This window comes from Natronomonas salina (assembly GCF_013391105.1).
Taxonomy (GTDB): Archaea; Halobacteriota; Halobacteria; order Halobacteriales; family Haloarculaceae; genus Natronomonas; species Natronomonas salina.
The window spans coordinates 2,256,117-2,267,027 of sequence record NZ_CP058335.1; the positions used below are offsets into that span (position 1 = coordinate 2,256,117).

Consider the following 10,911-nt stretch of genomic DNA (forward strand, 5'->3'; position numbering starts at 1 on the left):
ACACCGAAGAACTGCATAAAGGGGGACTCCTGTTCAGTTCGTTCAGGGATGGTTGTGAGTTACGAACCAATCAGTTAGAGACAGTTACACGGTTTATCGAGCGCGCTCGTCGTTCAACGACCGTCGGTTTCGGCACTCGTTTCGGTCGGTGAAACCGGCCATCTCACTTAATAGCCCGGTTAATCGCGGCCTCGGCGTGGCGCTGGGCCTCCCGGCGGACGGCCCCCTCGTCCATCGCGAGCACCTCGCGATCGCGGACGAGGACCTCCCCGCCGACGACGGTGTGGCGGACGTCGGACCCCCGGACGGCGTAGGCGAGGTGGCTGACGAGGTCCGTCTGGGGCGTGAGGTGCGGGGCCTCGAGGTCGACGACCGCGAGATCCGCGAGCGCGCCCGCCTCGATGCGGCCGGCGTCGAAGCCCAGCGCCTCGGCGCCGCCTCGCGTCGCGGCCCGGACGGCGTCCTCCGCGGCGACGGCGCTGGCGTCCTCCGCGGCGAGCTTCCCGACCATGGCGGCGTCCCGGAGCTCGTCGAAGACGTCGAGGTCGTTGTTCGAGGCGGCGCCGTCGGTGCCGACCGCGACCGTGGCGCCGGCGTCGAGCATCGCCTGGACCGGCGCGATGCCGCTGGCGAGCTTCATGTTCGAGGCCGGGCAGTGTGCGACGGCGACGTCGCGGTCGGCGAGCAGTTCGATCTCCGTCTCGTCGACGTGGACGCCGTGGGCGATGAAGTCGCCGGACTCGAGCAACCCGAGGTCGTCGGCGAACTCCAGGGGCCGGACGCCGCGCTCCTCGACGATCGGGTCGACCTCCTCGGTGGTCTCGTTGGCGTGGTAGTGGACGGGCACGCCCGCGTCGCGGGCGCGCGTGACGAACTCCTCGAGGAGGTCGGCGTCGACGGTGGTCAGGGAGTGCGGCATCATCGCGGTCCGGACGCGGCCGTCGGCCGCGCCGTCGAGTTCGCGGGCGACCGCCAGTCCCTCCTCGAAGTCCGCGCGGGCCGCGGCGTCGTCCTTCCCGACGGTGACGACGCCGTGGCCGAGGCGGGCGCGCAGTCCGGCCTCCTCGACGGCGGCGGCGACCTCCGGGACGTGGAAGTACATGTCGCCGACGGCGGTGACGCCGTTCTTCAGCATCTCGACGAGGCCCAGCCGGGCGCCGGCCCGGACGTCCTCGGGGTCGAGTTCGCCCTCGACGGGCCAGATGTCCTCCTGGAGCCACGCGTCTAGCGGCTTGTCGTCGGCGTACCCCCGGAGGAGCGTCATCGCGACGTGGCAGTGGGCGTTGACGAGGCCGGGGACCACGAGACACCCCTCGGCGTCGAGGGTCTCGTCGCCGGCGGCCGTCTCGCCGACCTCGACGATTCGGCCCGTCTCTCGGTCGGCCAGCACGTCCGCCTCGCGGACCGCCAGGTCGGGCGTGAGGACCCGCCCGCCCGTTATCTGTACCGTGCTCATGGCCGCCGGTTGACGCGACGGACGGTTGAAACTGCCGACACGCCGGCGGAGCGGGCCGCCCGCGCCCGGCGCGATGTTCAGTACGTGAGAACGCTGGATGGACTTTAGGGGTAGCGACCCCAAGGTCCCGGAGATGAACGCCCTCCTGCTGCTCGTCGCCCTCCTGCTGTCGGTGCTGGCCGGCGCGTTCTTCCTGAGCGCGTACCTCTGGTACGTCTACGCCGCCCGGCTCCACGCCGAGTCGTTCTTCCCCGACGACTCCACCGGCGTCTGGATGCTGCGAAACGGCGTCGCCGCCGGGTTCGCCACCTTCGGCGGCTTCCTCCTGACGTTCGTCCTCTCGCTGTTCGCGAGCAGCGTCGACGCCGCGGGCCCCGAACGGCCCCTCGTCGGCCTCCCCTTCGAGCCGGTCGCCGTGGGGCTGTTCCTGCTGGCGCTGGCGCTGTTCGTCGTCGCCGGCGCGGGCTACGCCGCCGACGCGCTCCGGGCGCGCTTCGACGCCCGGTGACCGGCACGGGCGAGGCGATGCCCGGTAACGGGTCCGGTCGCCGCGGCGTCCGACAGGACGAAGGCCCGCCGCCCGCAAGGCGGGGTATGCGCATCGCCGTACCCAACAAGGGGCGTCTGCACGACCCGGCGCTGGAGCTGCTGGAGCGGGCCGGCTTGCACGTACAGGACGGCGCCGACCGGAAGCTCTACGCCGACACCGTCGACCCCGAGGTCTCCGTGCTGTTCGCCCGCGCGGCCGACATCCCGGAGTACGTCGCCGACGGCGCCGCCGCCCTCGGCATCACCGGCCTCGACCAGGCCGAGGAGTCCGACGTCGACCTCGTCGACCTGCTCGACCTGGAGTTCGGCCGCTGCCGGCTCGTCCTCGCCTCGCCGGAGGACGGCGGCGTCTCCTCGCCGGAGGAGCTCAGCGGCGGGACCGTCGCCACCGAGTTCCCCGAGATCACCGAGAACTACTTCGAGGACGTCGGGGTGTACCCGGATATCGTCGAGGTGTCGGGCGCCACGGAGCTGACCCCGCACGTCGACATCGCCGACGCCATCGTCGACATCACCTCGACGGGGACGACCCTCCGGATGAACCGCCTCGAGGTCGTCGACGAGGTCCTCGAGTCGTCCGTGCGGCTGTTCGCCCACCCGGAGGTCGCCGACGACCCGAAGGTCCAGCAGGTCAGGACCGCCTTCCGGTCGGTGCTGGACGCCGAGGGCAAGCGCTACCTGATGATGAACGTCCCCGAGGACGCCCTCGATGACGTCGAGGAGGTCATCCCCGGGATGGGCGGGCCGACGGTGATGGACGTCGCCGGCCAGGACGCCGTCGCGGTCCACGTCGTCGTCGACGAGCGGAAGGTCTTCGAGGTCATCCCCGAACTGAAGGCCGCCGGCGCCAGCGACGTCCTCGTCACCGAGATCGAGCGGCTGGTCCCCTGATCCGGTCGGCGTCGCCGGGCCGAGTCGGGCCCGCTACCGCTGGATGGGGAACGCCACGTGGACCACGGTGCGGTACTGGGTTATCTGGCCGTCCTCGACCTCGGCGGTGTGGTCTTTGACCTCGATGCCGCTGACCCCTTCGAGCGTCTCGCTGGCGTCCGCGACCGCGTTCTCGGCCGCGTCCTGCCATGATTCGTCCGATTCGCCGATCACTTCGATGACCTTGACGGTCCGGTTGTCGCTGGAAGACATGATGCGGTACCACGTACCACGGCGAACGGATAGTGCCTATTGACCAGATGCCAGCCCGCCCCGCCTACGAGAGGAAGATGTTGCCGAACGCGAAGGCGAAGACGGCGCTGATGGCGAAGTAGAACAGCGAGACGAGGGCGGTGCCCTGGAGCGTCAGCTCGTAGACGTAGCGGATGGCGACGAAGGCGGCGGCGAAGGCCAGCACGGCCATCAGCAGACCGTTGTACTGGCTGAACAGCATCGCGACGACGACGGGGACGGGCGCGACCTTCACCGCGTTCTGGTGGGGTTCGTCGCCGAGCACCCACAGCGCGGCGAGGTGCATCGTCACCGCCGAGAACAGCGTGGAGACGAGGAACGCCACGACGAGCGCGACGGGGCCACCCCCCACGAGGTCCACCTGCAGCGGGAACATAGCTCTCGTAGTCGTCGGCGACGGGAGTAGGTATCGTTATCTCGCGGTCGCCGCCGCGTCCGGAGCGGGGCGCCGGGGTGTCGGGGTACCGGTGTGCGTCGAGTGGGGTTACCCGTCGAGCAGGCCGAGCTCCTCGAGGCGGGAGACGATCTTGTCGACGGCCTCCTCGGCGTCCTCGGGCTTCTTGCCGCCGGTGATGACGAGCTTCCCGGAGCCGAACAGCAGCGCGACGACGTCGGGGTCGTCCAGCCGGTAGACCAGCCCGGGGAACTGCTCGGGCTCGTACTCGATGTTCTCCAGCCCGAGGCCGATGGCGATCGCGTTGAGATTGAGGTTGCGTCCGAGGTCGGCGCTCGTGACGATGTTCTGGACGACGATCTCGGGGTCCTCGTCGACCTGGATCTCCAGGTCGCGGAGCTTGTCGAAGACGATCCGCAGCGACTCGTGGACGTCGTCGGTGGACTTCGCGCCGGTGCAGACGATCTTGCCGGAACGGAAGATGAGCGCGGCAGACTTCGGGTCCTGCGTCCGGTAGACGAGCCCCGGGAACTGCTCGGGGTCGTAGTCGGCGCCCTCGAGGTCCATCGCGACGCTCTGGAGGTCGAGTTCCTGCCCGATCCCCGTCGAGGCGACGACGTTCTCGATATTGATAGTCTCCTTGGGGTCCTGCATGACTCGACTTAAAGCACGTATTTAAGGTTTATAAATGTACGTGGTCGTTCTCCAGCCCTCGTCCCGCCGATACGGCGACCGCGCCGTTTATTCCCCCTCGGAAGTCACGGCCGGACGTGTACCTGCTGGAACTCGCCGGCGACGACGACGCCTTCGCGGTCCGGGAGGCCGCCAGCCGCTGCTCCGACGTCGAGTTGCTGGCCCCCGGGCTGGCGACTGCCCGCGGGGTGCGTCGCCCCGAGACGCTGGCCTACACCCGGCGGGTCTGCCGGCTGGTCGGCACCTGCGACCCCGCGGTCGAGGACGCCGTGACCCTGCTGAAAGCGGCCGACTTCGAGGCGGTCCGGGGCTCCGTCGCCGTCCGCGCTCGCGACGTGCGCGGGCGCACGGGCGTCGATACCCAGGCCGCCGAGGGCCGGCTGGGCTCGGTCCTGGTCGACCGCGGGCTGGCGGTCGACCTCGAGGACCCCGACCACACCCTCGTCGCGCTGTTCTCCGAGACCGCCGCCCTCGGGTGGCTCGCCGCCGAGAGCCGGCGGGACTTCGGCACCCGCCAGCCGACCGACAAGCCGTTCTTCCAGCCCGGCAGCATGGACCCGATGGACGCCCGCGCCCTCGCCAACGTCGCCGGCGCCGGCCCCGACGCCCGGCTGCTCGACCCCATGTGCGGGACCGGCGGCATCCTCGTCGAGGCCGGGCTGGCCGGCGCGGAGGTCGTCGGCGTCGACGCCCAGCGGAAGATGGTCGAGGGCGCCCGGGAGAACCTCGGCCACTATCTCGAGGACGGGTTCGACGTCGCCCGCGGCGACGCCACCCGGCTGCCCTTCGCCGACAGGAGTTTCGATGCCGCCGTCTTCGACGCGCCCTACGGCCGGCAGTCGAAGATCGAGGGCGTCTCCCTGGAGGACCTCGTCGGCGACGCCCTCTCGGAGGTCCGCCGGGTCGCCGGCCGGGCCGTCCTCGTCGGCGACCGCCCCTGGAACGACGCCGCCGCGGCCGCGGGCTGGGACGTCGAGTCGCGGTTCGACCGCCGCGTCCACCGGTCGCTGACGCGGTACGTCCACGTACTGGAGTGACGAGACCGGGCGGATCACCGCCACGTCGCCCGGAGCCGCGCGCTTCCGAAGACCGCCGCGTACAGGACCACCGTCAGGACGCCCGTCGCCGAGGAGACGTACACGAGTTCACTCGGCAGGACGAAGCCGGTGTAGTCCCGCCCGACCCGGAGCGCGAACGCCAGCAGGAACCACGGCGACGCCGGCGCCAGCGACCGGACGCTATCCCGGAGCCCGTCGACGACCGACGTCGGGTGCCGGACCGTCTCCACGCTGCGGCCGACCGCGGCGCCGCGGACGACGACGTAGAGCAGCGCCATCACGAGGCCGGCGTATCGGAGTCCCGACCCGAGGTCGTACCGAGCGAACACCGCGAGGAGCGTCCAGAGGAAGACGACGGCGAAGACCGGGAGGGATTCCTCGAAGAGCTGGAACGAATCCTCCGAACTTGCGACTGGCATGTGTTCTTTCGAGTCGATATCGGCGGATAATAAGCGTGTCCCGTTCTGATTGGCCCCGAAGATACCTGCCTAATCGGCGAGCAACTCCAGCAACGCCGCCTCCGTCGCGTTGCCGCACCGGACGGCCTCCCGCGGCGCCCGGCCCGCCTCCTCGACGGTCGTGACAGCGGTCTCGGGGTCGTACCCCTCCTCCCGGACGAGCCACGCCGCGGCGACGACGCCGGTTCGCCCCAGCCCGGCGTTGCAGTGCAGCGCGACCCGGCGGCCGGCGTCGGTCGCCGACCCGACCGCCTCCAGCGCCGCCGAGAGCGCCGCCTCGCTCGGCAGGTGTCGGTCCCGTATCGGCGCGTGGACGGTCTCGAATCGGTCGGCGTAGGCGTCGGGCAGCCCCCAGCGGATGGCCTCGGTGTTCGAGAGCAGACAGACGACCCGCTCGACGTCGGCGTCCAGGAGCGTCGCGGCCCACTCGTCGACGCCGCCGCCGAGGTGGCCGGGACGGCAGACGCCGTAGACGTCCGCGCCGGGCGCCACCGGCGCGAAGTTGGTCACCGGCCGAGCTCCGCGAGCAGCCGGCCGAGGTGGACCCGGTCGGAGTTCCCCTCCGACATCTCCAGGTCGATCTCGCCGGCGAGGGCGTGGACCCGCGCGAGCTCGTCGCCGTCGTAGCGGCCGCGGGCCGCGGCGAGCAGCTCCCGGAGGACCTCGTCGCCCTCGAACCCCTCGCTGAACAGCAGGTCGTCCAGGCCCTTGCGGGCGTCCTCGAACTCGCCGGCCTCGGCGTCGTCGAGGACGTCGTCCAGCCGGTCGCGCATCCCCACGTCGCCCAGCGCGTCGTAGGCGGCCTGCATCGTCACCTCGCCCTCGTCCTCGTAGGCCGTCTGGGCGCCCATGATCGCCTTCCGGAGGTCGCCGTCGCCGTAGCCCGCGACGTACTCGATGCCGTCGGCGTCGTACTCCGCGCCCTCGCGCTCGACGATGCGCTCCAGCACCTCGACGGTCTCCTCGTGGGTCGGCGCCCGCACCGGGACGGGGAAGCACCGCGACTCGATCGGCGGGATGAGCTTGGAGGGCTGCCGCGTCGCGATGACGAACTGCGTCGCCTCGTAGTGCTGCTCCATCACCCGGCGCAGCGCCTGCTGGAAGTCCTCGCGGATGGCCTCGGCGTTGTCCAGCAGGATCGTCCGGAAGTCCCCCGAGACCGGCTGGTAGGCGGCCTGCTCCTTCAGGACGTGGCTGATCATGTCCCGCTTCGAGAGCCGCGAGCGGCCCTGCAGGAAGTGGGCGAACCGCGGGTCGTTCTTGATCTCCTTCTTCGTCCGGCCGAAGAAGTCCGCGACGTTGATCACGACGAAGTCGTTGTCGGGGTCGTCGTGGGTCGCCTCCGCGAGCGCGCGGACCGCGGCCGTCTTCCCGGCGCCGCGGGGGCCGAAGACGACGAGGTTCATCGGCTCCTCGACGGCCCGCTCCAGGTGGTCGCGGACCTCGGCCTGGGGGAGTTCGGAGAGGTCCGGGGCGTGCTCCTCCGTCCACAGCGGCGCGTCCATGGACTGGGTTCGGGGGCCGGTCGGCAAAAGCCCTCCTCTCTCGGCGCGCCCTCGCCCGCCCCGGAGCCGGCCGACACAGCCCTTTTAGTCCGCGCCGGCCGACCCTCCGGCATGGACATCGAGTTCGGCACCGACGGCTGGCGGACGACCGTCGACGAGTTCACGACGCCGCGGATCCGCGCCGTGGGCCAGGCCGTCGCGGACTATCTGCAGGAGACGACCACCGGCGGGGGCCCGGAGTTCGGGGAGGGGGATCTCGCCGTCGCGGTCGGCTACGACCCCCGGGAGGGCTCCCGGGAGGCCGCCGAGGAGCTCGCGCGGGTGCTCTGTGCCAACGGCGTCGACGCCCACCTCCCCGAGCGCGACACGCCGACGCCGGTGGTCGCGTGGACGGTCACCGACCGCAACCTCGACGGCGCCCTCCAGGTGACCGCGAGCCACAACCCGCCGGCGTACAACGGCATCAAGTTCGTCCCCGGCGACGGCGCGCCGGCCCTCCCCGAGGTGACCGACCGGCTGGCCGAGAACCTCCGGGAGCCGGAGCCGCTCGACGAGGCGGAGTGGGGCAGCGTCGAGGAGTCGGACTTCCTGGAGCCGTACTTCGAGCACGCCCTCGAGTTCGCCGCCGACGCGACGGGACGGGACGCACCCGGCGAGGGCGTCGACCTCTCGGGCGTGACGGTCGCCCACGACGCGATGCACGGCAGCGGCCGCGGCGTCACCGACGAACTGCTCTCGCGGGCCGGCGCCGACGTCGTTCGGCTCCGCGGGGAGCGGGACCCCGAGTTCGGCGGCGAGTCCCCGGAGCCGGGCGCCGACCACCTCGGCGAACTGATGGACCGGGTCGAGGGCGGCGACGCCGACCTCGGCGTGGCCAACGACGGCGACTCCGACCGCATCGGCGTCGTCACGCCCGACCGCGGCTACGTCTCGCCGAACTGGCTGTTCGCCGCGCTGTACGACTACTTGCTGGAGAGCGAGGCGCCACGCGCCTCGGACTCCGCGAGCGGTGAGCGAAGCGAACCGCGAGCGGGCGACGCCATCAGGACCGTCTCGACGACGTTCCTCATCGACCACGTCGCCGAGGCCCACGGCCAGGCTGTCCACGAGACCCCGGTCGGGTTCAAGTGGGTCGGGAAGGCGATGGCCGACCACGACGCCCTCGTCGGCGGCGAGGAGTCCGGCGGCTTCGGCGTCCGCGGTCACCTCCGCAACAAGGACGGCGTGATGGTCGCGCTGCTGGTGGCGGCCGCCCACGCCGAGGAGCCGCTGGACGACCGCCTCGACCGCATCCGCGACGAGCACGGCGACATCGTCCAGGACCGCGTCAGCGTCGACTGCCCCGACGACCGGAAGGCCGCCGTCGTCGACACCCTCGAAGACGAGATCCCCGACCGCGTCGCCGGCACCGAGGTCGACCGCGTCGGCACCGCCGACGGCTTCAAGCTCCTGCTCGCCGACGGCTCGTGGCTCCTCGTCCGACCCAGCGGGACCGAGCCGAAGCTCCGCGTCTACGCCGAGGCCGGCGACCGCGACCGGGTCGAGGAACTGCTGGCCGCCGGCCGGGACATCGTCGAGCCGCTCATCTGAGCGTCCCGCGGCAGCGCTCGGTGCCGTCGCCGCCGTCGTCATCTCCGCCGTCTTCGTCGCTCCCGTCCTCGCCGCAGTCGACCTCGAACCCCAGGGACTCGTAGAACGGTCGCACCCCGGGATCGAAGCTCGCGGTCACCTGCTCCCGCCGCGACGCGGCCGCCTCGACCAGCGCCGAGCCGACCCCCTGCCCGCGGCGGCCCGGCCGCACCGCGACGGCGTCTATCCTCTCGTCGTCGAGGACGAGCGCGCCGAGGACCCGACCGTCGTCGACTGCTACCAGCACCGTGGAGCGCTCGACGGTCTCGTCGTCGACCTCCAGCATCGCGGCGTTGAGGATACTCCGGGCGGTCGGTTCCGCCTCGGCCGTCGCCTCGCGGACCACCACCCCGTTCATCCGCCCTTGATGAGCCGCAGGACCCGGACCGAGTCGGCCTCGACGGGCGCGTCCTCCGGCACCGGGCTGCCGTCGACGAGCACCGACGCCTCGTGGCTGGAGAGCCCGACGGCCTCGAGGACGTCGCCGTAGGTCGCGCCGGCGTCCAGTTCGAGGTCGCGGGTGTCCTCGCCGACGACCTCACACGTCACGCGCATACGCCGGGTAGCGGACGGAGCGGTTTCAGCGTGCCGTTCGCCGTTCGGGCCCCGGGATTCTCGGCTCGCTCGTTCCCGCCCACTCGCATGGTTTATCACCGCCCGGGGCCACCCGTCGTGCATGAGCGAGGCAGCCGCCGAGGGGCGCGGGCGCGAGATCTGGATCGAGAAGTACCGCCCGCAGACGCTCGACGACATCGTCGGCCACGAGGCCATCACCGAACGGCTCCACCACTACATCGAGCAGGACGACCTGCCCCATCTCATGTTCGCCGGGCCGGCCGGCGTCGGCAAGACGACGGCCGCGACCGCCATCGCCAAGCAGGTCTACGGCGACGACTGGCGGGAGAACTTCCTCGAGCTGAACGCCTCCGACCAGCGCGGCATCGACGTCGTCAGGGACCGCATCAAGGACTTCGCCCGCGCCTCCTTCGGGGGCTACGACCACCGCATCATCTTCCTCGACGAGGCCGACGCGCTCACCTCCGACGCCCAGTCGGCGCTCCGCCGGACGATGGAGCAGTTCTCCGACAACACCCGGTTCATCCTCTCCTGTAACTACTCCAGCCAGATCATCGACCCCATCCAGTCGCGCTGTGCCCTCTTCCGGTTCTCGCCGCTGTCCGACGACGCCGTCGAGGAGCAGGTCCGCATCATCGCCGACGAGGAGGGCATCGAGATCACCGACGACGGCGTCGACGCGCTCGTCTACGCCGCCGACGGCGACATGCGGAAGGCTATCAACGGCCTGCAGGCCGCCGCGGTCATGGGCGAGACCGTCGACGAGGAGGCCGTCTACACCATCACCTCGACGGCCCGCCCCGAGGAGATCCGCGAGATGGTGATGAAGTCGATGGACGGCGACTTCACCGCCGCCCGCGCGCAACTCGACACGCTCCTGAAGGACGTCGGCATCGCCGGCGGCGACGTCATCGACCAGATGCACCGCTCCGTCTGGGAGTTCGACCTCGAGGAGCGGCAGGCTGTCCAGCTGATGGAGCGCATCGGCGAGGCCGACTACCGCATCACCGCCGGCGCCAACGAGCAGGTGCAACTCGAGGCGCTGCTGGCGTCGCTGGCCCTGGAGGAGTAGGCGGTCGATCCGCAACCGCGAGCTACTCGCCGTCGAGCGGTTCCCCGCGGCGGTCGATGCGGGTGGCCGGAAGGCCCGCCCGCTCGGCGTGTTCTCTGACCGCGTCTTCGGTTTCGGCCTTGTAGTGGCAGAACGTCCCGGTTATCCGGCCGGATTCGTCCGTCATCACCTCGGATTCGACCCACCGGATGTCGACGCCCTCGTCCCGGAGCTCCTCGAGCGTCTGTCCGGACTGTTCACCGGCCGCCTCCAGTTCTTCTTCGGTTATCGGTTCGTCCAGCTCTCGGAGGATGAGGAAATCCTCCCACCCCTGGTCGGACATGGTCGCGCCCATATAGG

The 10,911-nt window shown here is 71.1% G+C and carries 15 protein-coding genes; 5 read left to right on the top strand and 10 right to left on the bottom strand.

Translation table 11 applies throughout. The features are described 5' to 3' along the window. Positions 1 to 163 precede the first annotated feature (163 nt). Complete coding sequence (locus tag HWV07_RS11785) at positions 164 to 1,456, bottom strand: amidohydrolase (protein WP_178334484.1); 1,293 nt, start codon at positions 1,454 to 1,456, stop codon at positions 164 to 166. A gap of 133 nt (positions 1,457 to 1,589) precedes the next feature. On the opposite strand from HWV07_RS11785, the gene HWV07_RS11790 reads away from it, so the two are divergent. Both HWV07_RS11790 and hisG read left to right on the top strand, forming a co-directional pair. Then, entirely contained in the window at positions 1,590 to 1,964 is a 375-nt protein-coding gene (locus tag HWV07_RS11790; protein WP_178334485.1) for a hypothetical protein, read from the top strand. Between the two features lie 86 nt (positions 1,965 to 2,050). After that, complete coding sequence (gene hisG, locus HWV07_RS11795) at positions 2,051 to 2,896, top strand: ATP phosphoribosyltransferase (protein ID WP_178334486.1); 846 nt, start codon at positions 2,051 to 2,053, stop codon at positions 2,894 to 2,896. A gap of 33 nt (positions 2,897 to 2,929) precedes the next feature. On the opposite strand, the gene HWV07_RS11800 is transcribed toward hisG, so the two are convergent. The 3 genes from HWV07_RS11800 to HWV07_RS11810 form a co-directional block, all read right to left on the bottom strand. Next, positions 2,930 to 3,148 (bottom strand): dodecin family protein, encoded by a 219-nt coding sequence (locus tag HWV07_RS11800; RefSeq protein ID WP_178334487.1) that lies wholly within the window; start codon positions 3,146 to 3,148, stop codon positions 2,930 to 2,932. 64 nt (positions 3,149 to 3,212) lie between these two features. Then, a complete protein-coding gene (locus tag HWV07_RS11805; protein ID WP_178334488.1) occupies positions 3,213 to 3,563 on the bottom strand; it encodes a DUF7473 family protein in 351 nt (116 codons plus the stop codon). 108 nt (positions 3,564 to 3,671) lie between these two features. Then, positions 3,672 to 4,235, bottom strand: a complete 564-nt coding sequence (locus HWV07_RS11810) for a TATA-box-binding protein (protein ID WP_178334489.1) — start codon at positions 4,233 to 4,235, stop codon at positions 3,672 to 3,674. 116 nt (positions 4,236 to 4,351) lie between these two features. On the opposite strand from HWV07_RS11810, the gene HWV07_RS11815 reads away from it, so the two are divergent. Beyond that, positions 4,352 to 5,311: a methyltransferase domain-containing protein gene (locus HWV07_RS11815; RefSeq protein WP_178334490.1), complete on the top strand. Its 960-nt coding sequence runs from the start codon at positions 4,352 to 4,354 to the stop codon at positions 5,309 to 5,311. A gap of 14 nt (positions 5,312 to 5,325) precedes the next feature. Here HWV07_RS11815 and HWV07_RS11820 read toward each other — a convergent pair whose 3' ends face one another. The 3 genes from HWV07_RS11820 to HWV07_RS11830 all read right to left on the bottom strand — a co-directional run bounded on the left by HWV07_RS11820 (position 5,326) and on the right by HWV07_RS11830 (position 7,295). Beyond that, a complete protein-coding gene (locus HWV07_RS11820; protein WP_178334491.1) occupies positions 5,326 to 5,751 on the bottom strand; it encodes a hypothetical protein in 426 nt (141 codons plus the stop codon). A 69-nt stretch (positions 5,752 to 5,820) separates the two neighbouring features. Then, positions 5,821 to 6,300: a protein-tyrosine phosphatase family protein gene (locus HWV07_RS11825; RefSeq protein ID WP_178334492.1), complete on the bottom strand. Its 480-nt coding sequence runs from the start codon at positions 6,298 to 6,300 to the stop codon at positions 5,821 to 5,823. Further along, positions 6,297 to 7,295: an AAA family ATPase gene (locus HWV07_RS11830; RefSeq protein ID WP_178334493.1), complete on the bottom strand. Its 999-nt coding sequence runs from the start codon at positions 7,293 to 7,295 to the stop codon at positions 6,297 to 6,299. The genes HWV07_RS11825 and HWV07_RS11830 overlap by 4 nt, the downstream gene beginning before the upstream one ends. 111 nt (positions 7,296 to 7,406) lie before the next feature. Here HWV07_RS11830 and HWV07_RS11835 point away from each other — a divergent pair, with 111 nt between their 5' ends. Further along, a complete protein-coding gene (locus HWV07_RS11835; RefSeq protein WP_178334494.1) occupies positions 7,407 to 8,885 on the top strand; it encodes a phosphohexomutase domain-containing protein in 1,479 nt (492 codons plus the stop codon). On the opposite strand, the gene HWV07_RS11840 is transcribed toward HWV07_RS11835, so the two are convergent. Next, entirely contained in the window at positions 8,878 to 9,282 is a 405-nt protein-coding gene (locus HWV07_RS11840) for a GNAT family N-acetyltransferase (RefSeq protein ID WP_178334495.1), read from the bottom strand. The genes HWV07_RS11835 and HWV07_RS11840 overlap by 8 nt on opposite strands. Beyond that, positions 9,279 to 9,479, bottom strand: coding sequence for a ubiquitin-like small modifier protein SAMP2 (samp2, locus tag HWV07_RS11845; protein WP_178334496.1), 201 nt, complete (start codon positions 9,477 to 9,479; stop codon positions 9,279 to 9,281). The genes HWV07_RS11840 and samp2 overlap by 4 nt, the downstream gene beginning before the upstream one ends. 121 nt (positions 9,480 to 9,600) lie before the next feature. Between samp2 and HWV07_RS11850 the strand changes: the two genes are divergently transcribed. After that, entirely contained in the window at positions 9,601 to 10,572 is a 972-nt protein-coding gene (locus tag HWV07_RS11850; protein ID WP_178334497.1) for a replication factor C small subunit, read from the top strand. Positions 10,573 to 10,594: 22 nt separating this feature from the next. Here the strand turns inward: HWV07_RS11850 and HWV07_RS11855 are convergent, their stop codons facing one another. Continuing rightward, positions 10,595 to 10,894 carry a DUF4242 domain-containing protein gene (locus tag HWV07_RS11855; protein WP_178334498.1) on the bottom strand — a complete coding sequence of 100 codons (300 nt, stop codon included), beginning with the start codon at positions 10,892 to 10,894 and terminating at the stop codon, positions 10,595 to 10,597. Positions 10,895 to 10,911: the final 17 nt, after the last annotated feature.

Excerpts from the sequence above, each read along its gene's own strand:
- hisG (WP_178334486.1), top strand. The coding sequence starts at position 2,051 with ATGCGCATCGCCGTACCCAACAAGGGGCGTCTGCACGACCCGGCGCTG.
- HWV07_RS11855 (WP_178334498.1), bottom strand. The coding sequence starts at position 10,894 with ATGTCCGACCAGGGGTGGGAGGATTTCCTCATCCTCCGAGAGCTGGAC.
- HWV07_RS11820 (WP_178334491.1), bottom strand. The coding sequence starts at position 5,751 with ATGCCAGTCGCAAGTTCGGAGGATTCGTTCCAGCTCTTCGAGGAATCC.
- HWV07_RS11850 (WP_178334497.1), top strand. The coding sequence starts at position 9,601 with ATGAGCGAGGCAGCCGCCGAGGGGCGCGGGCGCGAGATCTGGATCGAG.
- samp2 (WP_178334496.1), bottom strand. The coding sequence starts at position 9,479 with ATGCGCGTGACGTGTGAGGTCGTCGGCGAGGACACCCGCGACCTCGAA.
- HWV07_RS11800 (WP_178334487.1), bottom strand. The coding sequence starts at position 3,148 with ATGTCTTCCAGCGACAACCGGACCGTCAAGGTCATCGAAGTGATCGGC.
- HWV07_RS11805 (WP_178334488.1), bottom strand. The coding sequence starts at position 3,563 with ATGTTCCCGCTGCAGGTGGACCTCGTGGGGGGTGGCCCCGTCGCGCTC.
- HWV07_RS11790 (WP_178334485.1), top strand. The coding sequence starts at position 1,590 with ATGAACGCCCTCCTGCTGCTCGTCGCCCTCCTGCTGTCGGTGCTGGCC.
- HWV07_RS11840 (WP_178334495.1), bottom strand. The coding sequence starts at position 9,282 with ATGAACGGGGTGGTGGTCCGCGAGGCGACGGCCGAGGCGGAACCGACC.
- HWV07_RS11810 (WP_178334489.1), bottom strand. The coding sequence starts at position 4,235 with ATGCAGGACCCCAAGGAGACTATCAATATCGAGAACGTCGTCGCCTCG.
- HWV07_RS11835 (WP_178334494.1), top strand. The coding sequence starts at position 7,407 with ATGGACATCGAGTTCGGCACCGACGGCTGGCGGACGACCGTCGACGAG.
- HWV07_RS11830 (WP_178334493.1), bottom strand. The coding sequence starts at position 7,295 with ATGGACGCGCCGCTGTGGACGGAGGAGCACGCCCCGGACCTCTCCGAA.
- HWV07_RS11785 (WP_178334484.1), bottom strand. The coding sequence starts at position 1,456 with ATGAGCACGGTACAGATAACGGGCGGGCGGGTCCTCACGCCCGACCTG.